22 protein-coding genes are annotated in these 25,604 nt (G+C 32.4%); 10 read left to right on the forward strand and 12 right to left on the reverse strand.

Annotated features, from left to right (window positions below):
- Positions 1-299: 299 nt before the first annotated feature.
- Entirely contained in the window at positions 300-1,469 is a 1,170-nt protein-coding gene (locus ACNO7W_RS14860) for a proline dehydrogenase family protein (protein WP_417938715.1), read from the reverse strand.
- Between the two features lie 92 nt (positions 1,470-1,561).
- Here ACNO7W_RS14860 and aroB point away from each other — a divergent pair, with 92 nt between their 5' ends.
- The 6 genes from aroB to ACNO7W_RS14890 all read left to right on the forward strand — a co-directional run bounded on the left by aroB (position 1,562) and on the right by ACNO7W_RS14890 (position 8,560).
- The gene (gene aroB / locus ACNO7W_RS14865) at positions 1,562-2,629 is read left to right on the forward strand and encodes a 3-dehydroquinate synthase (RefSeq protein WP_417938716.1); all 1,068 of its coding nucleotides are present in this window, start codon (positions 1,562-1,564) and stop codon (positions 2,627-2,629) included.
- Between the two features lie 288 nt (positions 2,630-2,917).
- Positions 2,918-4,318, forward strand: a complete 1,401-nt coding sequence (locus ACNO7W_RS14870) for an arginine decarboxylase (protein ID WP_417938717.1) — start codon at positions 2,918-2,920, stop codon at positions 4,316-4,318.
- A 92-nt stretch (positions 4,319-4,410) separates the two neighbouring features.
- Complete coding sequence (locus ACNO7W_RS14875) at positions 4,411-5,382, forward strand: deoxyhypusine synthase family protein (protein ID WP_035672419.1); 972 nt, start codon at positions 4,411-4,413, stop codon at positions 5,380-5,382.
- 9 nt (positions 5,383-5,391) lie between these two features.
- Complete coding sequence (locus ACNO7W_RS14880) at positions 5,392-5,829, forward strand: DNA primase (protein WP_417938718.1); 438 nt, start codon at positions 5,392-5,394, stop codon at positions 5,827-5,829.
- 83 nt (positions 5,830-5,912) lie between these two features.
- The gene (gene recQ, locus ACNO7W_RS14885) at positions 5,913-8,024 is read left to right on the forward strand and encodes a DNA helicase RecQ (RefSeq protein ID WP_417938719.1); all 2,112 of its coding nucleotides are present in this window, start codon (positions 5,913-5,915) and stop codon (positions 8,022-8,024) included.
- 5 nt (positions 8,025-8,029) lie between these two features.
- Positions 8,030-8,560, forward strand: coding sequence for a DNA-deoxyinosine glycosylase (locus ACNO7W_RS14890; RefSeq protein ID WP_417938720.1), 531 nt, complete (start codon positions 8,030-8,032; stop codon positions 8,558-8,560).
- Here the strand turns inward: ACNO7W_RS14890 and ACNO7W_RS14895 are convergent.
- The 4 genes from ACNO7W_RS14895 to ACNO7W_RS14910 all read right to left on the reverse strand — a co-directional run bounded on the left by ACNO7W_RS14895 (position 8,508) and on the right by ACNO7W_RS14910 (position 13,426).
- Positions 8,508-9,023: a DinB family protein gene (locus tag ACNO7W_RS14895; protein WP_143388372.1), complete on the reverse strand. Its 516-nt coding sequence runs from the start codon at positions 9,021-9,023 to the stop codon at positions 8,508-8,510. The two genes, ACNO7W_RS14890 and ACNO7W_RS14895, sit on opposite strands and share 53 nt — an antisense overlap.
- A 9-nt stretch (positions 9,024-9,032) precedes the next feature.
- The gene (locus ACNO7W_RS14900; RefSeq protein ID WP_417938721.1) at positions 9,033-11,618 is read right to left on the reverse strand and encodes a phosphoenolpyruvate carboxylase; all 2,586 of its coding nucleotides are present in this window, start codon (positions 11,616-11,618) and stop codon (positions 9,033-9,035) included.
- Between the two features lie 96 nt (positions 11,619-11,714).
- A complete protein-coding gene (locus ACNO7W_RS14905; RefSeq protein WP_035672404.1) occupies positions 11,715-12,194 on the reverse strand; it encodes an Lrp/AsnC family transcriptional regulator in 480 nt (159 codons plus the stop codon).
- Between the two features lie 77 nt (positions 12,195-12,271).
- Entirely contained in the window at positions 12,272-13,426 is a 1,155-nt protein-coding gene (locus ACNO7W_RS14910) for a M14 metallopeptidase family protein (RefSeq protein ID WP_417938722.1), read from the reverse strand.
- 311 nt (positions 13,427-13,737) lie between these two features.
- On the opposite strand from ACNO7W_RS14910, the gene ACNO7W_RS14915 reads away from it, so the two are divergent.
- Complete coding sequence (locus tag ACNO7W_RS14915; protein ID WP_417938723.1) at positions 13,738-14,214, forward strand: helix-turn-helix domain-containing protein; 477 nt, start codon at positions 13,738-13,740, stop codon at positions 14,212-14,214.
- A 77-nt stretch (positions 14,215-14,291) separates the two neighbouring features.
- On the opposite strand, the gene ACNO7W_RS14920 is transcribed toward ACNO7W_RS14915, so the two are convergent.
- Positions 14,292-14,843, reverse strand: coding sequence for a 1-acyl-sn-glycerol-3-phosphate acyltransferase (locus ACNO7W_RS14920; RefSeq protein ID WP_417938724.1), 552 nt, complete (start codon positions 14,841-14,843; stop codon positions 14,292-14,294).
- A gap of 62 nt (positions 14,844-14,905) precedes the next feature.
- On the opposite strand from ACNO7W_RS14920, the gene ACNO7W_RS14925 reads away from it, so the two are divergent.
- The 3 genes from ACNO7W_RS14925 (at position 14,906) to ACNO7W_RS14935 (ending at position 18,445) form a co-directional block, all read left to right on the forward strand.
- Complete coding sequence (locus ACNO7W_RS14925) at positions 14,906-15,571, forward strand: spermidine synthase (RefSeq protein WP_143388367.1); 666 nt, start codon at positions 14,906-14,908, stop codon at positions 15,569-15,571.
- A 112-nt stretch (positions 15,572-15,683) separates the two neighbouring features.
- Positions 15,684-17,561 carry a glycoside hydrolase family 3 protein gene (locus ACNO7W_RS14930; protein WP_417938725.1) on the forward strand — a complete coding sequence of 626 codons (1,878 nt, stop codon included), beginning with the start codon at positions 15,684-15,686 and terminating at the stop codon, positions 17,559-17,561.
- A 173-nt stretch (positions 17,562-17,734) separates the two neighbouring features.
- Positions 17,735-18,445: a potassium channel family protein gene (locus ACNO7W_RS14935; protein WP_143388366.1), complete on the forward strand. Its 711-nt coding sequence runs from the start codon at positions 17,735-17,737 to the stop codon at positions 18,443-18,445.
- Positions 18,446-18,845: 400 nt separating this feature from the next.
- On the opposite strand, the gene ACNO7W_RS14940 is transcribed toward ACNO7W_RS14935, so the two are convergent.
- The 6 genes from ACNO7W_RS14940 to ygiD form a co-directional block, all read right to left on the reverse strand.
- Positions 18,846-20,222, reverse strand: coding sequence for a M16 family metallopeptidase (locus ACNO7W_RS14940; protein WP_417938726.1), 1,377 nt, complete (start codon positions 20,220-20,222; stop codon positions 18,846-18,848).
- A gap of 28 nt (positions 20,223-20,250) precedes the next feature.
- Positions 20,251-21,564 carry a M16 family metallopeptidase gene (locus tag ACNO7W_RS14945; protein ID WP_417938727.1) on the reverse strand — a complete coding sequence of 438 codons (1,314 nt, stop codon included), beginning with the start codon at positions 21,562-21,564 and terminating at the stop codon, positions 20,251-20,253.
- A gap of 197 nt (positions 21,565-21,761) precedes the next feature.
- Positions 21,762-22,487 carry a 3-deoxy-manno-octulosonate cytidylyltransferase gene (gene kdsB, locus ACNO7W_RS14950; RefSeq protein WP_417938728.1) on the reverse strand — a complete coding sequence of 242 codons (726 nt, stop codon included), beginning with the start codon at positions 22,485-22,487 and terminating at the stop codon, positions 21,762-21,764.
- Between the two features lie 427 nt (positions 22,488-22,914).
- Positions 22,915-23,595 carry a GNAT family N-acetyltransferase gene (locus tag ACNO7W_RS14955; RefSeq protein ID WP_417938729.1) on the reverse strand — a complete coding sequence of 227 codons (681 nt, stop codon included), beginning with the start codon at positions 23,593-23,595 and terminating at the stop codon, positions 22,915-22,917.
- A 131-nt stretch (positions 23,596-23,726) separates the two neighbouring features.
- Complete coding sequence (locus ACNO7W_RS14960; protein ID WP_417938730.1) at positions 23,727-24,593, reverse strand: GIY-YIG nuclease family protein; 867 nt, start codon at positions 24,591-24,593, stop codon at positions 23,727-23,729.
- Positions 24,594-24,672: 79 nt separating this feature from the next.
- Positions 24,673-25,503: a 4,5-DOPA dioxygenase extradiol gene (gene ygiD, locus ACNO7W_RS14965; RefSeq protein ID WP_417938731.1), complete on the reverse strand. Its 831-nt coding sequence runs from the start codon at positions 25,501-25,503 to the stop codon at positions 24,673-24,675.
- Between the last annotated feature and the right edge of the window lie 101 nt (positions 25,504-25,604).

Raw genomic sequence — 25,604 nt, forward strand, 5'->3', positions numbered from 1 at the left:
TGATACTGTATGTCCATTTGTTCTTTGAAAATCCATATTTCAAATGTACATTTTTAGAAGCTAAAAGCGAAATGCACTAAAGTGCATAGTTTTAACTACTTTTGGGACCAATAAAAACGCTTATAACGGATGCTTAAATCCTGTTATAAGCATTTTTTTTATTGTCCAAAAAAGAACGTTAATCAAAATAAGTGATGTTTTTCAGTACCCTCGTTTTTCGCAAATGGATTTTTTTTATGAAAGTTTTTATACATTTTAATATAACTGAATACTAAAAACTGATCACTGAGAACTTTATTTTACTTCCCTTTTCTTCTCTTTCGTTCCGCTTTTATCATTGATAATTCACGACTGGTTTGCCCGGCAACTGAAGTATTTTCTTCAGCACGACGAATCAAATACGGCATCACATCTTTTACGGGACCAAAAGGCAGGTATTTAGCAACATTATAACCATTAGCGGCTAAATTGTAACTGATATTATCACTCATTCCGTACAATTGACCAAACCAGATTCTGTCATCGTTTGATTTAATTCCTTTCTCTTGCATCAATTCCATTAGAGTATAGGTGCTTGCCTCATTATGGGTTCCTGCAAAAATAGACATCATATCTAAATGTTCAATCATGTAACGCACTGCCGCATCGTAATTTTCATCTGTAGCCTCTTTTGAAGCACATATTGGTGACGGATAGTCTTTCTCTTCAGCACGCGCAATTTCTTTTTCCATGTAGGCACCACGAACCAATTTCATTCCAATTAAAAACCCTTCTTTTTTGGCTTTTTCGTGTAATTTTTTCAAATAATCCAAACGATCCCAACGATACATTTGCAGCGTATTGAAAACAATTGGCTTTTCTTTATTGTATTTGCGCATCATTTCGGTAACTAAATCATCAGCGGCATCTTGCATCCAACTTTCTTCACCATCAATAAGAAGTGCAACATTTTTTGAATGGGCGTCTTTACAAACCAAATCAAAACGCTCCACTACTCTATTCCATTCGGCTTGCTCTTCGGCAGTTAACGTTTGTTTTTCTCCTAATTTTTCATACAATTCAAAACGACCAAACCCAGTTGGTTTAAAAACTGCAAAAGGAATCGCTTTGCGTTCTTTGGCAAATTCAATCGTTTTTAAAGTCATTTCCAATGCAGCATCAAACTGATCTTCCTCTTCTTTTCCTTCAACAGAATAATCCAATACAGACGAAACACCTTTGGTAAACATTTTATCAACCACAGAAAGACAGTCAACCTCATTTACTCCGCCACAAAAATGGTCAAAAACGGTGGCGCGAATTAAACCTTCAACAGGAAGATTTGCTTTCAGTGCAAAATTAGTAACCGCAGTTCCTATTCGAACTAAAGGCTGATTATCAATCATTTTGAAAAGAAAATAAGCTCTATCGAGTTCGGTATCGCTTTTTAATGCAAACGCAACTTGTGTATTATTGAATATTTTTTCCATTTTTTGTGATATTTTTGTACAAATATAGATAGAGTTTTGAATATTATTCAGCAAAAATTACCTTATTTTGCCCTTTCAATTAATCAATAAAGATGCAATCAATTCAAGCCAACAGTTATCCGATTCATTTCAATGAAAAAGGATATGAAGCACTAAACCTTCATTTAAAAGAGAACAAGTATTCTAACCTATTTATTATTGTAGATAGCAATACAAATGAGTTTTGTTTGCCAAAATTTCTACCTTTTTTAGAAACTGATCTTACTATTGAAATCATTGAATTTGAAGCAGGGGAACAAAACAAGAATATAGAAACCTGTGTACAAATTTGGAATGTATTAACTGAACTTGGTGCCGACAGAAAAAGTCTCGTGATTAATCTTGGTGGTGGTGTTGTTACTGATTTAGGTGGTTTTGTCGCTTCAACATTCAAAAGAGGAGTTGATTTTATTCATATTCCTACTACTCTATTGTCCATGGTTGATGCTTCTGTAGGCGGGAAAAATGGTGTTGATTTAGGGAATTTAAAAAACCAAATAGGTGTAATCAATGTGCCAAAAATGGTACTTATAGATACACAATATCTTAACACATTGCCCCAAAACGAAATGCGTTCCGGTCTTGCCGAAATGCTGAAACACGGTTTGATATATGATAAAGAATATTGGGAGCAATTTCTAGATTTGAAAGCCATTGATTTTGTCGATTTTGATGAATTAATATATCGTTCTGTAGCAATAAAGAATGAAATTGTCATGCAAGATCCTACTGAAAAAAACATCCGAAAATCATTGAATTTTGGTCATACACTTGGTCATGCGATTGAAAGCTATTTTCTGGAGAATGAAAACAAAACTACTTTATTGCACGGAGAAGCAATTGCTGTTGGAATGATATTGGAAAGTTACATTTCGTTAAATAAAAATTTAATCAATCAGGAGGAATATTTTCAAATAAAATCAACTATCAAGACTATATACGACGACATTGTTTTTGAAGAAAATGATATCGAACCTATTTTGGAATTACTTATTCACGACAAAAAAAATGAGTATGGTAACATCCAGTTTGCATTGATAGAAGGCATCGGAAAAATAAAAATCAATCAATCGGTTGAAAATGAATTAATTCTTAAAGCGTTTCAGGATTATAAATCTTAATTATTTTTTATAAAAAGGATTGCATTACGTATATAATATTTTTTACATTTGCTGCGATGAAAAAAAGTCAAAACAAGAGAAATTATAGTTCTAAGAAAAACCAAAACAATATGTCTTTTTTAAGAATATTGAAACGTTTTTATTCTATCAAAGGAAACTTTAGTTTTGATGTTTTTCAGTATTTGAAAGCCGATCAAGAAAAGCTTCAAATTATTTATGCAAATATCAGAGTTTGAATTTTAGGTTAATTATTTTTACGTATATTTAATCTAAAATCCTGAAAACTAAATGAATACAAAATATTCTGATTTAATAAATCAAACCTATTACTTTCCACAAGAAGAGTTTACTTTAAACAAAGATAATCTTCAGTTTCACAATATTGATTTGATGAAACTGGTAGAGAAATATGGCACTCCATTAAAATTTACTTATTTACCTCAAATTTCCAATAACATTAACAAAGCCAAAAGCTGGTTTCGTAAATCGATGGAGAAAAATAAATATGAGGCTAAGTATTATTATTGTTATTGCACAAAAAGCTCTCATTTTGAATTTGTTATGAATGAAGCTTTTAAGAACAACATTCACATTGAAACTTCATCCGCTTTTGACATTAATATTGTTGAAAATTTATTAGCAAATGGAAAAATCAATAAAAGTACTTATATCATTTGCAATGGTTTTAAAAGAGATCAATACATTGAAAACATAGCTCGGTTAGTAAACAACGGACATAAAAATGCTATTCCAATTATTGATAACTACGAAGAACTAGATTTACTTCAAGGTCAGATAAAAGGAAAATTCAAAATTGGAATTCGTATTGCTGCCGAAGAAGAACCTAAATTTGAGTTTTATACTTCAAGATTAGGAATTGGATACAAAAACATCGTTCCTTTTTATAAAAAAGAAATCAAAGAAAATAAAAAATTGGAACTTAAAATGTTGCACTTTTTTATCAATACAGGAATCAATGACAATGCATACTACTGGAATGAATTAGTAAAATGTATCAAAGTTTATGTTGCATTAAAAAAAGAATGTCCTACATTAGATGGATTAAATATTGGTGGTGGTTTTCCAATCAAAAACTCATTGGCATTTGAATATGACTATCAGTACATGATTGATGAAATTATCAATCAGATAAAAATAGCCTGCGACGAAGCAGAAGTTGATGTTCCAAATATTTTTACCGAATTTGGTTCCTATACCGTAGGTGAAAGTGGCGGAGCAATTTATCAGATTTTGTACCAAAAGCAACAAAATGACAGAGAAAAATGGAATATGATTGATTCCTCTTTTATCACTACTTTGCCAGATACATGGGCTATCAACAAACGCTTTATCATGTTAGCGGTAAATCGCTGGAATGATACTTATGAAAGGGTTTTACTGGGCGGAATGACTTGTGATAGCGATGATTATTACAATTCAGAGCAAAATATGAATGCTATATATTTGCCAAAATACAACAAAGAGAAACCATTATATATCGGATTTTTCAACACTGGAGCGTATCAGGAAACAATAGGTGGATATGGCGGTTTACACCACTGCCTGATTCCGCAACCCAAACACATACTGATAGATAGAGACGAAAACGGAATTTTGGCAACTGAGGTTTTCTCAGAACAACAAACCTCCGATGATGTTTTAAAAATATTGGGTTACGACAAAAAATAAATACTTAATTATACAATTAGTCAATTTAAAAATTCGTTAAATTTGAAATACAAATTCAATGTTTCGATTTTTAAATCTTTAAATTTAAAAAAATGAGCAAAGGACCAATCAGTCAGTTTATTGAGAAGCATTACCTGCATTTCAACTCTGCATCTTTAGTTGACGCAGCTAAGGCATACGAGCAACAATTAGCCAACGGTGCAAAAATGATGGTGAGCATGGCTGGTGCTATGAGTACAGCGGAGATTGGAAAGATTTTTGCCGAAATAATTCGTCAGGACAAAGTTCAAATTATTTCCTGTACAGGTGCAAATCTTGAAGAAGACATTATGAATTTGGTAGCCCATTCTCATTATGAAAGAGTTCCAAATTATAGAGATTTGACTCCTCAGGATGAGTGGGATTTATTAGAAAGAGGTTTAAACCGAGTTACCGATACTTGTATTCCGGAACACGAAGCATTTCGTCGTTTGCAAAAACATATTTACAAAATTTGGAAAGATGCCGATGATAAAGGCGAAAGATATTTTCCACATGAATTTATGTACAAAATGTTACTTTCAGGTGTTCTTGAAGAATATTATGAAATTGACTTAAAAGACAGTTGGATGTATGCAGCTGCCGAGAAAAATTTACCTATTATTGTTCCAGGATGGGAAGACAGTACCATGGGAAATATATTTGCATCGTATGTTATTAAAGGTGAATTAAAAGCATCTACAATGAAATCAGGTATAGAATATATGGTTTTCTTATCTGATTGGTACCCAAAAAACAGTACCAATGGTGTAGGCTTTTTCCAAATTGGTGGAGGAATTGCAGGAGATTTTCCAATATGTGTTGTCCCAATGTTATACCAAGATATGGAAATGCATGACATTCCGTTTTGGAGTTATTTTTGTCAGATTTCAGATTCGACAACCAGTTATGGTTCTTATTCTGGAGCGGTACCGAATGAAAAAATTACTTGGGGCAAATTAGATATAAAAACTCCAAAGTTTATTATTGAGTCCGATGCTACGATTGTGGCACCTTTAATTTTCGCTTATTTATTAGATTTATAGAATAACTTTATGAAAAGAGTAATAGTTGATTACGCAAAACTTACAAATGAAATTTTAAACCTTTTGGTAGAAAAATTTCCTGACGGATATGATGATTCAGACATTATCCGCTTTAGAAATGCTAAAAACGAATTAATAGAAGCTGTTGAAGTACGGACTGAAGACACTATTTATTTAGTAAAAGTCAGTACAAAATTGGCTGATAGAATTGAAAATTACGACGAAGATGATGATATAGATGCAGTTGTAGAACCAATTAGCGGTCTAGAGCTTGATGATGATGATGATGATTCAGTCGATGATGATGATGATTCAGCCGATGATGATGATGACGATGACAATCTAGACAAGCCAGATTCTGATACAGGAGATGATGGAGACGATGACGATGATGATATTGAAGATAAAGATATATCGGACGAAGACGATGAAGATGACGAAGATTAATTTAACTTTTCGATAAAAATAAAAAAGGAACTCCCAAACGAGTTCCTTTTTTTGTTAATTTAGAATTCAAAATATACGCCAAAATGACGCAACAAATTTTACATACCAAACTCAAGGAAAACTTTGGTTTTGAAAAATTCAGACCCAATCAGGAAGACATAATAAATGGTGTACTTTCCGGTCAAGATACTTTGGCTATTATGCCAACAGGCGGTGGAAAATCAATTTGTTTTCAATTACCTGCATTGATTCTACCAGGAATAACAATCGTAATTTCCCCACTAATTGCTTTAATGAAAGACCAAGTGGATAGTTTGAAAGCGAACGGTATTCAAGCTTGTTTTATAAATAGCAGCCAAACCGAAGGCGAACGTCAATTTTATATTGAAAGCTTAAAAGCGAACATTATAAAATTAGTTTATATTGCTCCGGAAAGCTTATCATATCTTGATACTATTTTCAATAGTTTAACCATAAGTCTTATTGCTATTGACGAAGCCCACTGCATTTCGGCCTGGGGACACGATTTTCGTCCTGCTTACACTAACTTGGGTTATCTAAAAAATCGCTTCCCTTCTACTCCAATCTTAGCTTTAACTGCGACTGCTGATAAAGCTACCCGTAAGGATATTAGCGGACAATTAAATCTAATAAATCCTAAAATATTCGTAGCTTCTTTTGATAGAAAAAACCTAAGTTTAGAGGTTCGTCCTGCTTTAGATCGAGTAAAACAGATTATCGATTTCATTCAAGAAAAACCAAACGAATCAGGAATAGTGTATTGCTTAAGCAGAAAAACAACGGAGGAACTTGCCGAAAAATTACAAAAAATTGGCATTAATGCTAAAGCCTATCACGCTGGTTTAGACAACAAGATTCGTTCAAAAACCCAAGACGAGTTCATCAATGACGATTGCCAAGTAGTTTGCGCCACAATAGCTTTTGGAATGGGAATTGACAAATCAAATGTTCGTTGGGTGATTCATTATAATTTACCAAAAAACATAGAAGGCTATTATCAAGAAATTGGTCGTGCCGGTCGCGATGGATTACCATCTGAAACGGTATTGTTTGAAAGCTACGGTGACGTCATTCAATTGCAAAAATTTGCCTCACAGGGTTTGAATGCCGAAGTACAATTGGCAAAACTAGAAAGAATGAAACAATATGCAGATGCCTTAAGTTGTCGCAGGAAAATATTGCTTTCGTATTTTGGAGAATTAGTTACGGAGAACTGTGGAAATTGTGATATTTGCAAAAACCCGCCGTCTTTTTTCGACGGTACGGTAATTACTCAAAAAGCATTGTCAGCGATTATTCGTTTGCAGGAAACGGAACCATTACCCGTAATCATTGACTTCTTGCGTGGTTCAAAAAACACCTATATTTACGAAAAAGAATATCAAAATCTAAAAACTTATGGCGTCGGCATTGATCTTTCTTGGTTTGATTGGAACCAATATTTAATCCAACTCATCAATTTGGGGTATTGCGAAATTGCTTTTCATCAACAAAACAAAATTAGACTGACTACCCTTGCAAAAAAAGTCTTGTTTGAAGGAGAAAAAGTACAATTGACTATAGTTCAAAAAATCAATATTGACAAACAAGAAGTCAAAGAAGTGAAAAGCAAATCTAATGCGAATTCACTTTTTGAAACGTTACGAAAACTGCGTTACGAAATCTCTAAAGAAGAATCCGTTCCTGCCTATGTCATTTTTAGTGATGCGGCTTTACGCCAAATGGAAACCGAAAGACCAATGAGCGACCAGGAATTACTTGCTATTGATGGCGTAGGGAAAGCAAAATTGGAAAAATATGGCGATATATTTATAAAAGCTATCATTGATTTTCAAAAGTCCAAAGTTGTAAAAAAAAAGAAAGAAGCCACAACTTATAAAGAGACATTAGAATTGTACCAAAATGGATTATCAGTTGAAGAAATTTCTCAAAAGCGAAAATTAGGTTTAAGCACGATTATGTCACATTTAGCCAAATTATATGTTGACGGAGCTGCTATTGATTTAAATCCGCTTATATCAAAAGAAGAAGTATCTCAAATTGCTGAAGCACAAATAAAACTGGAATCTCCAAATGCCTTGAAACCGTATTTTGATTATTTTGAAGAAAAAATAGATTACGGAAAAATCCGATTGGCATTGGCCATACTAGAAAAAGAAAAAACGGCACTTTAAAAATTATGATACAATCATTTGCTCCTTTTGTAAATTCTAAAACTGAAATTTTGATTTTAGGAACGATGCCTGGCATAGCTTCTTTGGAAAAACAGGAATATTATGCGCACAAAAGAAATCATTTCTGGAAAATAATGTATACACTCTTAGATAATCTGCCAATATCAGAAATTTTTGAAGAAAAAATACAATTATTGCAAGCCAATAAAATTGGAATATGGGATGTTTTAGAAAATTGTGAAAGAAAAGGGAGTTTGGACATCCACATCAAAAATCAAAAAGAAAATAATTTTGAAACATTGTTCAAAGAATTTCCGGCAATCACTAAAATCATCTTTAACGGAAAAGAAAGTCATAAATACTTTCTAAAAAAATTCGGGCAAATAAAAGGCATCACATATCATGTGATGCCTTCAACTAGTCCTGCTAATACAATGTCTTTTAAAAACAAGCTGAAAATCTGGTCCACTTGTTTTGAATACCCTATAAATATCTTTCTTGGAAAACCTTTTGATGGTGTTTTTGATGACCAATAATAATAAAACCTATTGCACGAACTGAAATAGACGTATTAGAAGCAGTTCCGATTCTCCTTAATTGTTCCTCTGAAAAACTTTTAAAAAGAAATAAATTAGAATGTCTAACTGCTGATAATTCAGCTAATAAGTCCTTAATATTTCTATTGTTTGCATTCGTGTTATCTACATAATCGTTTTCTTCAAAACCAGGTAATGGTGTTTTGTCATTTCTGGAAATTCGCAACGCACGATAAGCAAAAATCCGTTCCGTATCAATCATGTGTTGAATGATGTCCTTGATTGTCCACTTCCCTTCGGCGTACCTGTAATCAAATTTATCCATGGGAATATTTTGCACAAAACGAATAAAATCGTGAAGACAAATTTCCAATTCATCAATCATTTCAACATTTCCGGCAGCTTTAATATAAGTTGCGTTAAATTCAGAATATTCACTTACAGGCAATTGATCTGTTTTCATTTTTTACAATTAAGCTGAATTTCTACTTGCGTTTGTGTTTCCAAAAAGAGAACGGGTTACAATTTTTTCGTAAACTTTAATCAAGCTTAGATCTGGATTTTTTTCTTTATTAATTTCATTAATTCTCAATAAAGCATATTGCTGTATCGTTAACAATGGCAATACAATACGTTCTCTTATTTGTATGGATGCTTTACCATCAGGATAATTCTCCATTAATTCTTCATGCCCTGCAATTTTCAAAAGCAAACGTTTTGTTTCTAAAAATTCATCGTAAATTATTTGCCAAAAAGCACCAAAATCAGGATCTTTTTTCATGTAAGCAGTTAATGGGAAAAAAGATTTTGCCAATGACATCATACTGTTTTCCAATAAGGTTTTAAAGAACAAAGAGTTGTCATATAAATCCTGAACTTTATTCCATTGATCCGTATCTTCAAAATGTTTCAAAGCAGATCCTACCCCAAAAAATCCTGGTACATTTTGTTTTAACTGACTCCAAGAACCTACAAAAGGAATCGCTCTCAAATCTGCAAAATCTAAACTTTCAGATTTACTTCTTTTTGATGGTCGGCTTCCAATATTAGTTTTAGCGTAATATTTCAAAGTACTCATTTGTTCCAAATAAGGAATGAATTTAGGATGATTTTTAAAGCTTAAATACTTTTCATATCCTAACTCTGCTAATTGATCTAAAATATCTTTCTCACCAGTAGTCAATTCATTTTGCCCTTTACTAAAAACTTGATTGGTTACACCAGCACTTAATAAATTCTCCAAATTATAACGACAAGAATCTAAAGTTCCGAAATTAGAGCTTATCGTTTGACCTTGTACTGTAACCTGAATTTCATTATTTTCAATATTCGGACCCAATGAAGCATAGAACTTATGTGTTTTTCCACCACCACGAGCAGGAGGTCCGCCACGACCATCAAAGAAAATTGCTTTTATACCATATTTTCTGGAGATTGCAGTTAACTCTTCCTTAGCTTTATAAATACTCCAGTTTGCCATTAAATAACCCCCATCTTTTGTACCGTCAGAAAAGCCAAGCATGATTGTTTGCTTATTATTTCTATTGGTTAAGTGTTTTGCATAAGCTGGGTTCATATATAATTTCTCCATGATAGCATGCGCATTTTGCAAATCATCAACGGATTCAAAAAGCGGAATAATATCAACAGATGGATTTTCCCAGTTACTCAAACGGAATAATGCAAAAGTTTCCATCACATTAAGTGCACTTTCGTTATTACTGATGATATAGCGGTTTGCACCAAATTCTCCATTCTTTTCCTGTATTGTTTTTATAGCCTGAATCGATTCAATAGTCGATCTAGTCATTTCATCATTAAATACATTAGGATTTAGATCTCCATTAACATTAGAAAGAACTGCAAATTTCTCTTCTTCTGATAATTCAAAATAATTTTCAGGAAAAACACCAGGATTTGAATTCAAATAAAATGCTACAACGTCATTAAATACAGCATCGTGAATTTTACTATTTTGACGAATATCCAAAGAGGCAAAATGAAAACCAAATAAATTCACTTTAATTAAAAGGGAGTCCAACTCATCAAGATATAATGATTGATGCTGATCTATAATTATTTGTTTGATTTTTTTTAACTGTGACTTAAATTCATCCAAAGTGATAAAAATCTCCCCTCGTGAATAAAAAACAGAACGATAAAGCTTGTATTCAAGTTCAGAAACTAAAACATCTACACCTGGGAATGTTAACTTACGTTTTAAATTTCTCATTTCTACGTAATAACATTTCAATATAGAAGTTCTCAAACGCTCTGCAACTTTCAAAGTAATCTCTGTAGTTACAAATGGATTTCCATCTCGGTCTCCACCTGGCCAAAATCCAAGTTTAATTAATGGATTTTTAATTGAATTTCCATTAAAAATATTCTTCTGAAGATAATGGACCATATCTCCCGAAGTTTTATAAAACACATTCTCAAGATACCAAATCAAACTTACTGCTTCATCAAAAGGATTTGGTTTTTCATTTTGAATAAATGGAGTTTTACCCAATTGCGCCAATAATTGTTTGATATCAAGCAAGTTATTTTTACGAATTGCCTCAGTCAAATCATTGATAATTCCCAACACTGCTCCAGGATAAAACTGTGTAGGATGAGCCGTTAAAACCGTTCTTACATTAAAATTTTCCAAGAAATTAATTAACTCCTCTTCCTTATCTTTCGCTTCTGATTTTTCTTTTATATCTCTTAACGATCCCCTTCCTTCCATATTGTTTACTACTGGAAAAGCAGCGTCTTCAATAGCGTCAAACAATACAATTTGGCGTTCGATATATTGAATAAAACGAAACATTAAATCAATTTTTTCTGTTTCTGAAGCGCTATGTAAATATCTTTTAGCGAAAAAATCGACTATTTCTTTAGGCGTTTCTTGTTTTTTAAAACCCGTATCACAAACATCTGTAAACAAAGGGAGTAAAACACCTGTATTATCTATAGAATCAAATGGTAATGTAATAAAAACACTATTATAAATGTGATATTTTGAAAGAACATCTTGATTGAAACGTTCTATTTTAGGCAGCGTGTACATAATTCAGTTATAGTTGATTTAGTTAGTTAATTTGTCATAAAAAAACCCCAAGAATAAACTTGAGGTTATATTTTAGAATATAGCGTTCAAGATTAATTACATATTTTTAAAAATCGTATGCATTAGGCGCTTCTTATCATTTATACTTTCTTCAAGTGAAATCATAGTTTCTGTTCTGTAAACACCTTCTATATCATCAATCATAAAGATAACATCCTTAGCATGTTTCGTATCTTTAGCCCTGATTTTACAGAAAATATTAAATTTACCTGTTGTTACAGACGCAACTGTTACATAAGGAATTTCATTAATACGCTCTAAAACAAATTTTGTTTGAGACGTATTGTTAAGAAAAACACCTACATATGCAATAAAAGAATACCCTAATTTGTCATAATCAAGAACTAATGAGGATCCCATTATAATTCCTGCATCTTCCATTTTTTTTACTCTAACATGCACCGTTCCTGCAGAAATCAACAATTTTTTTGCTATATCTGTAAATGGAACTCTTGTGTTATCTATCAACATATCTAATATCTGGTGATCTACTTCATCTAAACGAAACTTACTCATATTTCTTTAATTAATATTAATAATTGCTATTACAAAGTATAAAAATATACATAAAAATTAATAAAACGACATAAATATTATATTTTTATCATTCCGTTAACAAATTTTATGTTATTATCTAAGTAAAAATCAGCTTTTTGATTTAATTTCGGAAAATTATCATAGTCATCTTTATATAACGCTCCTTTAGCATCATATACATAATGACCAAAATGATTTTCTAATTCGCCAATTTGTGAAATATAAGCATTAAAGCAAATCTGATTTTCAATTAACTCTTCTTTGTATTGTGCTGCAAAATTGGTGATTATTTCGATACCATCATAATTTATTTTGATGTTTTTATACATTAAATCATAAAAAACGACTTTATTTTGAGGAATATTCAAATATTTGTCAATTCTGTTATCAACTATAACGTTTTCGCAAAGTGTCGTAAAACTGGAAACTAGCGCCATGAAAACAAATTTTCTTGTTTCTTCCCTATCATAATCATTTGCAAAATGTCCTGCTTCAAACAATAAAGTTGAAACTCCTAATGACTGAAACGTATCTCCAATACAATTTATATTGAAAGAATCATCAAAACGTCCTATTTGATTTGGTAAATACTGCTGTAACACTTCATTTATGCCCGCAATCAAATTAATCGCTTTTAATCTGGATTCGTTTATCTCCCTTTCTTCATTATAAGAAGGCGCTAAAAAGGACAATGTTGCAGATTTTCCTGTATCACTAACTCCAAATATAGTACGCTGATCATGAAGATTAAAGCAATAATCAGGCTTAAAAGATTCGAAAGTTTCTCTTAATATCTTGCTTTCAGGTTGTGAAAGGTTCTGAGAGTCTCGATTCAGATCGACTTTATTAGCATTTTCACGCGTATATAAAGTTGCTCCGTCAGGATTTAACATCGGAATACTGCAAAAAGTGAAGTTTCTAAGCAATTGCTTCGCTAAATCCGAACCACTATTAAGTACATTTAAGAAGTCAAAAAGGGCTTTTGTAGTAGTACTTTCATTTCCATGCATCTGAGACCAAAGAAAAATTTTAGTTTCACCTTCCCCAATTTGGTACGAATAAACAGGTTTTCCAAGGACTGATTTTCCAATAATTTTCAGTTGATTATTGGTGTTTAATTTTTGCAATAAAGGTTCAATGGAATCCAAAGTGATATAGCGACCTTGGATAGATTCTTCTTTATATTGATTAAATAATTCTTCTAAATTCATGCTACTTTATTTGATTTACAAAAGTAAACATCTTTGTATTTACATTTGTAAACAAAAATGTTTTTAATTATTTCAATGCTGTAAACACTTTGTCACCTTCTACTACACCAAACAAACTTATCATAATTGACAAATGTTACTATTAAAATAGATATAAAATATAATATTGTTTATCAGTAAATTAAATATGTTTACTTGTAATAAAACTTTAATTAAATTATTAAAATAAAGACTATTTACACTTGTAATTTTGGCGCTTTCACTTAATTTAGTTACATTTGTAAATAGATTATTTTTAATCCGAATTTACAATGGTAAACATAGAAGATTTTATTAAAAGATTAGAAATTATACTGGATTATTACGGTCTGAATGCTTCTTCTTTTGCAGATAAAATTGGCGTTCAGCGTTCGAGTTTGTCTCACCTACTTTCAGGAAGAAACAAACCAAGTCTGGATTTTATCCTCAAAATTTTAGACATTTTTCCTGATATTGATTTGTATTGGATTTTGAATGGAAAAGGAACATTTCCAAAAAATACGGAACACATCGATAAAAAAGAAAATATATTTGAAGAGGTTGTAAAGCAAAATATCCCTACTCCATTAAACAACAAAATTATTCCTGAAAATTTATTCTCAGAAATAAAAAATACAAATCCGATAAATGCATTGGAAACTAAAAAAATGGAAAGTCAACATATCGTAAAAGAATCTACTTCGGGTGAAATAGAAAAAATTGTATTCTTTTACAAAAATGGAACTTTTAAGGTGTACACCCCTGATTAATTTTTAAACCGCTTTGTGTTGTTTTTAAAACTGAAAACAGTTTTGAAATTTTCTTCGAACAATCAAAAAGACTGGATTTATTCTTTATATCCTTTTTCCGGAATTTTACCTTCTACTCCTATATAGTGTTTTTTCAAAATAGTCATGTCGGCTTCTATATTTCCTGAAGGCATTAATGGAGTTCCCAAATTCACTTCTTTTTGTCCAAAATCAAAAGCGACAGGAATTATGGGAACATTTACTTTCAAAGCAATATAATAAAATCCTGTTTTTAGTTCAGCAACTTTTTTTCGAGTTCCCTCAGGAGCAACGGCCAGACGAAAAACTTCTTTTCTTTGAAAAATCGCCGCAATAGAATCTACTTTATTCAAACCTCCAGTACGATCCAAAGGTTCTCCTCCCATATATCTAAAATAAAATCCAAAAGGAAAACGGAACAATTCTTTCTTACCTACCCAATTCATTTCTAATCCAGTTATTCCTCTAGTAAAAATTCCCAAATAAAAATCATGCGCACTGGTATGCGGCATTACCATCATCACACATTTTTTGATATTCGGATCAATCGTCCCAACTATTTTCCAACCCATAAGCTTGAAAAATATCCATTTATAAAATTGTTTCTTCATTCTTCAATTCTTTCGTACAAAATAAATAATTTATATCTTATTTTTGAGTAAAACTGTCACTAATGATTAAAAAAATATTCAGTTATCTAATTCCAATAAAAATTTATCAAACGAAATCTTCATTGAGTAAATCGATTGAGGTAACCTGGGCAAATGGTGAATTAGTTTTAGATTCTGAAAATGCGAATTATTCTTATGGAAGTTTGCAACGTATTTTAAGAATAGGATTAAAAAATATTGGCTATGAAAAAATAGCCGCCATGGAACGTATTCTAGTTTTGGGAGTAGCTGGTGGCAGCGTTATAAAAACATTGGTTGATGAGATTAATTATAAAGGAAAAATAACCGGAGTTGAAATTGATTCAGATATAATCAGAATAGCAAATAAATATTTTGACTTAGATAAAATACCCCAACTCGATATTGTAATTGAAGATGCATTCGAATTTGTTTTGAAAACTAAAAATAAATACGATTTGATTATTATTGATATTTTTCAAGATACAACAATGCCAAATTTTTTATTTGAAACCTATTTTATTAATCGTATCTGTTTTCTTTTAAGAAATCGAGGTTTTATTCTTTTCAATACCATGATTTTGAATGAATCCCAAAACATAAGAAATCAAAAATATGTCTCTGAATTTTATGAAAATCGATTCAAAATAAAAACGATTCCAAGAGTCGAAGTACACAATGAATTGATTATAATTGAAAAATTAGAATGAAATAGTTAAATCGTATTAGGAATAAGTTTTGAATTAAAAAAATATGTACATTACGTCATATTAACACATTTGATAAAAAACAACCACTATTAATTCTAAACCAATTATTTTTATGAGAAAATTTAGCAATACTATTCCCATTTTAAGTATTACGCTTCTTTCAAGCTTTACATTAATGTCATTTATCGATCCCCCAAAATACCGTGACCTTAATAAGAATGGAAAAATGGATCCGTATGAAAATGTAAAACTTCCTATCGAAAAAAGAATCGATAATTTGATTTCATTAATGAATATCGAAGAGAAAGCCGGAATGATGTTTATCAACGGAACACTCATCAATACAGACGGAAGTATCGACAAAAAAGAAGGAGCTACAGGAATGGCAGCCCGACTTCCTTCCCCACGTGAATTGATTGTGGATAAAAAAATGAACCATTTCAATTATTGGCAAGCACCAAATGTAAAAGAATTGGCGATAGGTTATAATGCGATTCAAAAAGTTGCCGAGGATACGCGACTTGGAATTCCTGTAACTATTGCATCAGATCCGCGTCATTATTTTAGCAATAATGTTTTTGCCATGGAAGCCAATGGTTTCTCACAATGGCCGGAACAATTAGGTTTTGCAGCAATCAATGACACCAAATTAATGCAGCAATTTGGTGATATTGCCCGTCAGGAATACCTTGCTGTTGGAATCCGTGAAGCCTTACATCCTATGGCTGATTTGGCTACAGAACCGCGATGGCCCCGTGTAAGCGGTACTTTTGGGGAAGATGCCAACCTTTCTGCACGCATGATAAAAGCGTATATTTTAGGTTTCCAAGGAACCAAATTAGGACACAACAGTGTTGCTTGTATGACTAAACATTTCTCAGGTGGAGGCCCTCAAAAAGAAGGCCTTGACCCTCATTTTCAATATCAAAAAGGCCAAGTGTATCCTGGTAAAAATTTCGATTACCATTTGATTCCTTTTGAGGCAGCTTTCGATGTAAAAACTGCGGCCATAATGCCTTATTATGGAGTTCCAATGGATCAAACTTCAGAAAACGTTGGTTTTTCGTATAATAAAGATATCATTACTAAGTTGTTGCGTGATAAATACAAATTCGATGGTGTAGTTTGTACGGATTGGGGATTGGTTTCTGATACTCATATGGAACCTGTTTTGTGGCCAGCTCGTGCTTGGGGTGTGGAAAATTTAAGTGAAATACAACGCGTCAAAAAAATAATCGATTCGGGTTGTGATCAATTTGGTGGTGAAAATTGTCCGCAATATATTGTTGAGTTAGTTAAGGAAGGGCAAATAAAAGAATCCCGTATTAACCAATCCATTAGAAGATTATTGCGTCAAAAATTCATTTTGGGTTTATTCGACAATCCTTATATAGATGTGGATAGCGCTACCAAAATTGTGGGTCGTGATGATTTTAGAAAATTAGGAGAAACCACGCAACGTCGCTCGATGACTTTATTAAAAAATGATATCAAACTCCCGTTGGCCGCTGATTCTAAATTAAAAATTTATGTAAAAAATGTAGATGCAAAAGCTGCTTCTAAATATGGAACTATAGTGTCGCTTCCAGAACAAGCGGACATTGCGATTATTCGATTGAATACGCCTTGGGTTCCTTTAGATACTGATAATCCGTTTGCTAAAGGCTTTCATCATGGTGATTTAGATTTCAAAGGAAAAGATTTGGAAGAGGTTTTGACACTTTGTAAAACCGTTCCAACGATTGTAGATATTTATTTAGATCGTCCGGCTGTTTTCCCAGAAATTAATGCTGCTGCCAAGGGCGTTTTTGCCAATTATGGTGCTGCCGATGCGGCTTTATTAGATATCATTTTCGGAAATGCAAAACCTGAGGGAAAATTACCTTTTGAATTACCTTCGTCTATGGAAGCGGTAAGAAACCAAAAAGAAGATGTTCCTTACGATTCAAAAGATCCTTTATATCCTTTTGGTTTCGGATTGGGTTATTAAAAATCACAAATTGTTGTTATAGTTGTTAATGAAAAATGCTTCGTCTTAATTGGCGAAGCATTTATTTTTAAGCCACTATTAATAAGATTATTACAATTAAATACAAGTGTAATATATTTAAAATACGACAATTATTTTGTACTTTAGATATGAATTTCCTAACCGATAATGATATGAAAAAAATCATAAAAAAACTTCTTTTAGGAAATGTCCCAATAGTTGCTAAACCAAAAATCAATCCTGTTGAAAAGCGTGTTCAAAATATAAAAGCAATTTGGAATAATGATCATCAAGATGATAACGGAATAGAAAAAATAGTTCGTTTGTTTCTTTCCTCCTCGCAATTACTGTTTCCTGGAATTTACATCAAATATCTGGCTTCCCGAAAAGGAGTTGAATATCAGGATTTAGCTATTGACTTTTATGTTTTGCTTAAAGTTATATTTCCATTAGTAACTCTAATTAATCAATGGCAGACTAATGGTTTTGTTATTGTGATATTGATTTATGTTTTACTGGAAACCGTTTTGTACATCCCTACTTTAATTTTTGCTTCCGATTTGTTTTCAAAACCACGCTCCTATAAAAGGTCTATGTTATTGCTTTTCCTAAATTATGTAGAAATTGTGTTGGCTTTTGGCGTTTTGTATTCCTGCGATAATTTTATGAATAAACCATTCACTCATTGGTTTGATGCGGTTTATTTTAGCACAATTACCTCCTCTTCTATTGGCTATGGCGATTTTTATCCCGTTACCACACTAGGAAAAGTACTAGTGAGCATACAGGCGTTATTATTTTTATTTTTTGTAGTCTTATTTTTAAATTTTTTCTCTACTAAAATAAAAACTAAAGGTTATTTTGACTTTGAAAATGAAGGTTAGTTTAAATCATCTTCCTCGCTTTTTCTAAATCTTCTAAGGTATCAATTCCGTTTCAATTCACACATTTTTACTTTTTTTAGAATTAAATTTTTGAAATAATGATTCCATTCTTAGTATTATACATTGGTTTTTATATTTAAAGATATATTTCCAAAACATCTTAATTTTCAGTAATGATTAAAAACATAGATTTTATTCCAAAAAAATAGGGGAACCTAATCCTACCGTGCGACACAAATATTTAGACGAAATTTCAGCCACGAATTTCACTAATTTTCACTAATTAATTCGAGTAAATTCGTGGCTAACTTTTTTATAATATGATAAAATATGTGTTATCTGTGTCCTACTTTAAACTTGTGTCCATGCGGTAGGAACCTAATCCCCTATTTTCATTTTATTAATTTACTTTCTTTATATCATCCTTTATTTCCAGTTCAGTAACTTTACCATATTTTTCAGCAATTTTTTTGATATCTTCTGATTTTCCTACAAGTACAAATTGTAACTTATCCTTTGGGAAATATTTGGCAATAATTTGGTTGGCTTTTGCCAAATCCAGACCATCTACATTTTTTTCGAAATTATCGATAAAAGATTTATCAAAATTATACCAAAACATTTGAGACAGTAAGTTTGATAATTGCTCTGTTGTTTCATAACGCGGTGGAAACTGTCCTTTCACATAATTTTTGGCTGAACTTAATGATTTTTCATCAATACCATTTGTATGTAATTTATTCAATACTTCCAAAGCTTTATCAATTGCTGGTTCCGTCGTTTTAACGGCTGTAAAAGTGCTAATTACAAAAGACCCCCCATTCTTTAAAGCATTAAATCTACTTGAAGCACCATAAGTCAAACCAGAATTTACTCTAAGTTCATCATTTAGCATGGAAGTAAAACGTCCTCCAAATAATGTATTGACAACATCAATAGCTACATAATCCGGATTGTTTCTATTCACACCCGGTGCTCCAATATAAAATGTTGTCTCCTTAGCATCGCCTTTATTGACTAGTAATACCTTATTTTCAGTAGGAATGTTAATCGTTTTTGATACTGGATTTTCTTCTTCTTTTGCTGATTTTTCCCAACCAGAAAACAACTTGGTTAGTTTTGCTTTCATTTCATTAGTAGCAAAATCTCCAACAATACTTATAACAGCATTATTAGGTTTATAATTTGTTTTATAAAAATCTTTAACATCATTAACCGTTAATTTACTAACAGTTGAATTATTTCCACTTAAAACATTTCCATATACATGATTTCCGTACAAAAGTGAATCAAAATATGATCCTATTACTAATCGTGGACTTTCCTTTTGTTGTTCAAGTGTAACTAATAAACGACTTTTTTCTTTTTCAAATTCTGAAGTATCAAAAACAGGATTGAGTAGTATTTCTTTAATGATAGCGAGTACTTTGTCTTTATCCTTAGCTGCAAATTTTGAAGAAAGACCAGAAAATTCTTTGGAAGCATAAGTACTTACATCAGCTCCTGTGAAGTCCAATTCTTCATCTAGTTTTATCTTTGTGAAATTTTTAGTACCATGTTTAAGAGCTGTAGCGGTTAATGATGCTAAACCTGCTTTATCGTAGTCATAAATTGCACCGGCTGGCAGTATGGCTGAAACACTGATGACAGGAACATCATGCTGTTCCATCAGATTAATTGTTAGGCCGTTTGGTAATTTAAAAGTGGTGTAATTTTGTAATTTAAAACTCTGCGCCGATAGATTTATACTGGTAATCACCAGTAGGCAGAATATCATGAGTTTTTGGTTGATCTGTTTCATAAAGTTAATCTTCTACATTTGTTTTTAATACTCCTACGGTTCTGTTACTTTTTGTAAAATATTTTTTGGCAACATTCTGCACATCCGCTACGGTAATTTTATTATAGTTAGCCGGTGCGTTGAACATTTTTCGATAATCTCCAAAAAACACTTCGTATGTACCTATATTATTTGACTTTCCATCGATGGTTTCTACTTGGGAGTAAAATTCCATCAGTTTCTGGTTTTTTATTTTCTGAAGTTCTGTTTCACTAATGCCTTCCTTTTTTATTTTTTCAATCTCAACATAAATCGCTTGCTCTAAATCAGCCTCTTTAACATCTTTATTAGCAACAGCATATACATTGAAAAGCTTAGGATCAAAACTATCTCTGAAATCAGTAAATACCTGAGTGGCCAATTGTTTTTGATCTACCAGTGAAGCATACAATCGTGATGAATTCCCACTTGAAAGAACAGAACTAAGAATATTCAATGCATAATAATCCTCATTTTTAGACTCTGGCGTATGATACCCAATCATGAGATATGGAGTTGCTACTTCTTTTTTAACAATTATTCTTCGTTCCCCAGTTTGAGCAGGTTCAATAATGTGAACTTTAGGTGGAGCTGCTTGTGCAGGAATAATTTCAAGATATTTTTTAGCAAATTCCTTAACTTGTTTCATTTTGATAGCTCCAGAAACTACAACGACACAGTTGTTTGGAGCATAATAGGTTTTAAAATAGCGTTCCAAATCTTGTTGTGTCCAATTTTTCATATCATCTTCATACCCTATAACTGGCCAATGGTAGGGATGTTCCTGAAAAGCAGTTGCCTGCACAGACTGTGACAATAGACGCCATGGAGAATTTTCAAGCCCTGTACGACGCTCACTCAAAACCACACCTCTTTCACTTTCTACCATAGTAGGATCAATACTCAAACTGGAAATTCTATCCCCCTCAAGATCAAATATAACTTCAGATGCTGATGCTGGAAACCAGTTGGAATAGACCGTAACATTTTCAGTAGTATAGGCATTATTAGCACCACCGTTAAATTCCATGGTTTGGTCAAAGAGTTTTGGACCATATTTTTTAGCTCCATTGAACATCATGTGTTCAAAAAAATGAGAAAGTCCAGTGATACCTTGATATTCGTTTCGGCTTCCCACCTTATAAAACAAATACATATTGGCATTTGGAATGGAGAAATCTTCCACAACCAGAAACTTCATTCCGTTTGTAAGTGTAAACGTTTTTACATCATCTGCTTTCATTTGTGCATGTCCATAAAAGGATCCCAAAAGAATAAGATGGAGCATTATTTTTTTCATAGGTCAATAAATTAGTTACGTTAAAACTAATAAATTTTATTGACTATTTACAATTTTATAACAATGATGTTAAATTCATGGCTTTTTCATAACATTTAAATGGGTGATTCAGTAAATGTTAACTATTTTTTTAGCCACTAATTCACTGATTTTTTTCAAATCTTACTGAAGAAAAACTCGTGAATTCGTGGCTATTCTTAAAGCATTTTTCTAGCTTTTTCTAAATCTTCGGGAGTATCAATTCCAATTCCAACATGTGTAGTTTCGACCATTTTGATTCGTTTTCCAAATTCTAGATAACGTAATTGCTCCAGTTTTTCGGATGCTTCCAATGATTTCATGGGTAAATGGTAAAAATCCAACAAAGCTTGTTTTCTAAAAGCATAAATCCCGATGTGTTGCATGTATCTTACACCCACATTTTTCTCCCTAGCATACGGAATTACCGAACGCGAAAAGTACAAGGCAAATCCGTTTTGATCCACCACTACTTTTACATTATTGGGGTTTTCGATTTCGTATTCGTCTGTTATTTCACGCATCAAAGAAGCTAAATCCACTTTTTCATCCAAATCATTTCTAAAAATTTCAATCAGTTTTGCCAGAGGCTCTACATCTATAAATGGTTCATCTCCTTGCACATTCACCACAATATCCACATCCAGATTTTCAACCGCTTCGGCAATTCGATCACTCCCCGATTCATGCTCCTTAATACTTCTAATGGCTTTTCCACCATGAGAAAAAATTTCGCTATAAATTAAATCAGAATCCGTTACCACAAAAACATCATCAAATAAATGGGTGTTTATTGCGGCTTCATAAGTTCTTAAAATCACCGTTTTACCTCCCAAATCCTGCATGAGTTTGGCGAAAAATCGTGTGGATGCGTAACGCGCGGGAATGACTGCTATTATTTTCATTTTTGTATTTTTTTTTTTGCCACGAAGACACTAAGTCGCAAAGTTTTATTTTTAATCTTTTGCTGGTGAGAGTGTCCCGCTCGTACAATGTCATTAGGTTAAGCAGTTTTGACCGTCACTTCGAGTAATTTTGAACATTAATGCGACAGCTTTAATGTTTAAAATTGTATTGAGAAGCCTTTATTATCAAAGGGTTCTCGATACTTCGTAGAAATTTTCTATCGCAAATTTCTACTCAACTCGAACTGACGAATCCTTAACTTAATGTCATTGCCCGCTCGTATCGAACACAAAATATTAATTCTCATTTTATTATGGTCACAAGCGAGAGGTTTAAGCTAGCTCAGAACAATCGAGCTAATTGGCGACTAAGTTAGTATGTTTTTTTATGAGTTACAAAACTGTTCTAACTTCTCTCGACTTAAATTTACTTTGTGATATTCCAAAAACTAATTTTTCGTCGAATTTCAAAACCTAATTTCTCGTAGAGTTGTATTGCTCCACTATTATCTTCAATCACATGTAAATAAGGAGTTTTATTTTGCTTGAAAATTTCATTTACAGTATGGACAACTAATTGTTTCGCATATCCTTTTCCGGTATGATTGTGATGTGTGACTACTGCGCTTACTTCAACAAAATTATTCATTTGCATGCGCTCACCAGTCACGGCAACAAGTTCATCGTTTTTGAAAATACCGTAATAATTACCTAGTAAAGCAGTTTTTCTTTTAAAATAACCCGGTTGCACCAAGTTCACCAACTCATATAAAGCATCAATATGTTCGTCAGTAAGTTTTACGATTTGTTCATTAATTGCAATATCGATTGGATTGTAAACAATCATTTGAAGACAAATCACTTCTTTATTTAACTTCAATAGATTTGAAAGTTCCGGTTTTTCTCCAACAACAAAAAAATTGTCAACCTTAGTAGAATATTCATCGATAGACTTTGAAATCGCATTGCCTTTTTCAAAACCACCAAACGGACAATAATCCGGATGATAGAATTTTATTCTGTCATAATCTACCGCAAAACTTTGATGCGTTTCCGACAACGAAAACCAAACTGGATTATCTAATTTTTTATCGTCTTGCGTTTTCACAATAAGTAGTTTTGAGGGTTTGTTTTGGAGATTAGTGATTTTCATCTTTGAAAAAGAGAAAGAAATATTTAATTTTAGTTTATTGGCATTAATGAAACGCTCGCTTGCGGATTTTATAATCTCTTAGAAGATTAAGATGCCTTTGCTGTTTTTTCGTTTGTTTCAAATTCTTTTAATGTTTTTCCATCTCTAAGCTTCCATTCTGATAATCCATTTGCATTTCGTCCCATTACTATAACTGCTGCTGTAGAAGGACTACTAAATATGTAGTCATCGGAAAATTCAAAATATTCTATTTTATCAACAAGCAAACCTTCGTCAATTAATTTTTGTCTTAATTTAACAAAACTTGGAGTCATTGAATTAACAATGGTACTAGCTGCTTTTGAACCTTTGAATACTACAAACCCATCAGATGTTGGTTCACCTTGCCCATCAGCACCACGAGCAGCTTTAATTGTAAATGTTTCGACTTTTTGCTTTGGTTTGAAATCTCTTTTTTCATCGAATACTTTGTGTCCAAGTGTGTTTACGAGCATTTTTATATTCTCGATAAATTCTTCCATTTCAGCCCTGTCAGATTCTGAAATTGATGATTGTGTTGGGGTAATTGAGTTTTCAACTTTATAGCGTTTGGCAGATAGTGCTATATCATGAAGTCGATTTTCTAAATATTTTACGTGTGCTTTATTTAAATTTTCATCTTTGCTTATAAAAACAATTGCCTCATTCCAAAAGTCCTTTTGGTTTAAATGTTGATTAAGTCGTTTTAATATTGATTCTGCTTCTCCAATATAAACTAAGTCTTTCCCTTCTTCATCTTTCCCGAATAAAAGATATACCCCAGTACTTCCTAAATCGCTACGATCAATACAATCTTTCACTTTAATACGAGGGATTTTATATGCTTTTCCAGACCAATTGGAAAGTTCACAACTCATTCGTCCGTTTGGTTCTCCGTCTATTAAAAATATTTTTATTGTTTTACCGAATTTCATTTATCTCTTTCTTTATTTTTTTAATTTATAAAATTTTATCGAAGGAATATCAAATATAAGATTTTTCCCCAAAATCAATCTACATAATCTTCACTGAAGTCATACTCAAAGAACCCGCCAATAACTTATCATTGAACAAACTGAGTTCTTCGGATTTTCCTTTTAATCCCAAGGTATATAGTAAAGGTAAATAATGCTCTGGCGTAGGAATCGCTAATTGGAACGCTTTGCTTTGTTTTTCAAAATCTATCAACGGTTGGAAATTCCCGTCCAGTAAATAATTATTTACCGTTTCCCTTGCTTCAATTGCCCAATCGTAACCGTAATTGTCTTTATCAAAATTGTGAAAATCGACCAATCTCAAATTATGAACAATATTCCCGCTGCCTACAATCAAGATTCCTTTGGTACGCAACGCACTTAGTTTTTGAGCCAACTCAAAATGGTATTGTCCGGATTTTGTGTAATCAATACTCAACTGAATCACGGGAACATTAGCCTCGGGATATAAATGTTTGATTACACTCCAAGCACCGTGATCCAAACCCCAATGTTCGTCCAACTCTACTTCTACCGGTGTCAATAATTGTTTTGTTTCTATCGCTAATTCAGGACTTCCTTTTGCTGGATATTGCACATCAAATAACGCTTGTGGAAAACCTCCAAAGTCGTGAATCGTTCGGGGCATTTCCATTGCGGTAACTTTGGTTCCTTTGGTAAACCAATGCGCCGAAATACACAAAATAGCATTCGGTTGCGGCAACGTTTTAGCCAAGTTTCGAAAACCCGTTACAAACTGATTTTCCTCAATGGCGTTCATCGGACTTCCGTGTCCCAAAAACAGCACCGGCATTTTTTCGGTATTCGAAAAAGAGCCTGAAATTTTATGTAAGTCGTTTAAAGTGTTCATAACCAATTCTATTAAAAGTTCAAAACAGATAAATTAATTTTTCAAACCATATAAGCCATTTAAGTTTTACTTTAATTGTTAAGCTTATATGACTTATATGT

The sequence above is a fragment of the Flavobacterium sp. ZB4R12 genome, from assembly GCF_048276375.1.
GTDB lineage: Bacteria > Bacteroidota > Bacteroidia > Flavobacteriales > Flavobacteriaceae > Flavobacterium > Flavobacterium gawalongense.

Bases quoted from the DNA above. Each gene is read 5' to 3' on its own strand.
- ACNO7W_RS14860 (WP_417938715.1), bottom strand. From the start codon at position 1,469: ATGGAAAAAATATTCAATAATACACAAGTTGCGTTTGCATTAAAAAGC.
- aroB (WP_417938716.1), top strand. From the start codon at position 1,562: ATGCAATCAATTCAAGCCAACAGTTATCCGATTCATTTCAATGAAAAA.
- ACNO7W_RS14870 (WP_417938717.1), top strand. From the start codon at position 2,918: ATGAATACAAAATATTCTGATTTAATAAATCAAACCTATTACTTTCCA.
- ACNO7W_RS14875 (WP_035672419.1), top strand. From the start codon at position 4,411: ATGAGCAAAGGACCAATCAGTCAGTTTATTGAGAAGCATTACCTGCAT.
- ACNO7W_RS14880 (WP_417938718.1), top strand. From the start codon at position 5,392: ATGAAAAGAGTAATAGTTGATTACGCAAAACTTACAAATGAAATTTTA.
- recQ (WP_417938719.1), top strand. From the start codon at position 5,913: ATGACGCAACAAATTTTACATACCAAACTCAAGGAAAACTTTGGTTTT.
- ACNO7W_RS14890 (WP_417938720.1), top strand. From the start codon at position 8,030: ATGATACAATCATTTGCTCCTTTTGTAAATTCTAAAACTGAAATTTTG.
- ACNO7W_RS14895 (WP_143388372.1), bottom strand. From the start codon at position 9,023: ATGAAAACAGATCAATTGCCTGTAAGTGAATATTCTGAATTTAACGCA.
- ACNO7W_RS14900 (WP_417938721.1), bottom strand. From the start codon at position 11,618: ATGTACACGCTGCCTAAAATAGAACGTTTCAATCAAGATGTTCTTTCA.
- ACNO7W_RS14905 (WP_035672404.1), bottom strand. From the start codon at position 12,194: ATGAGTAAGTTTCGTTTAGATGAAGTAGATCACCAGATATTAGATATG.
- ACNO7W_RS14910 (WP_417938722.1), bottom strand. From the start codon at position 13,426: ATGAATTTAGAAGAATTATTTAATCAATATAAAGAAGAATCTATCCAA.
- ACNO7W_RS14915 (WP_417938723.1), top strand. From the start codon at position 13,738: ATGGTAAACATAGAAGATTTTATTAAAAGATTAGAAATTATACTGGAT.
- ACNO7W_RS14920 (WP_417938724.1), bottom strand. From the start codon at position 14,843: ATGAAGAAACAATTTTATAAATGGATATTTTTCAAGCTTATGGGTTGG.
- ACNO7W_RS14925 (WP_143388367.1), top strand. From the start codon at position 14,906: ATGATTAAAAAAATATTCAGTTATCTAATTCCAATAAAAATTTATCAA.
- ACNO7W_RS14930 (WP_417938725.1), top strand. From the start codon at position 15,684: ATGAGAAAATTTAGCAATACTATTCCCATTTTAAGTATTACGCTTCTT.
- ACNO7W_RS14935 (WP_143388366.1), top strand. From the start codon at position 17,735: ATGAAAAAAATCATAAAAAAACTTCTTTTAGGAAATGTCCCAATAGTT.
- ACNO7W_RS14940 (WP_417938726.1), bottom strand. From the start codon at position 20,222: ATGATATTCTGCCTACTGGTGATTACCAGTATAAATCTATCGGCGCAG.
- ACNO7W_RS14945 (WP_417938727.1), bottom strand. From the start codon at position 21,564: ATGAAAAAAATAATGCTCCATCTTATTCTTTTGGGATCCTTTTATGGA.
- kdsB (WP_417938728.1), bottom strand. From the start codon at position 22,487: ATGAAAATAATAGCAGTCATTCCCGCGCGTTACGCATCCACACGATTT.
- ACNO7W_RS14960 (WP_417938730.1), bottom strand. From the start codon at position 24,593: ATGAAATTCGGTAAAACAATAAAAATATTTTTAATAGACGGAGAACCA.
- ygiD (WP_417938731.1), bottom strand. From the start codon at position 25,503: ATGAACACTTTAAACGACTTACATAAAATTTCAGGCTCTTTTTCGAAT.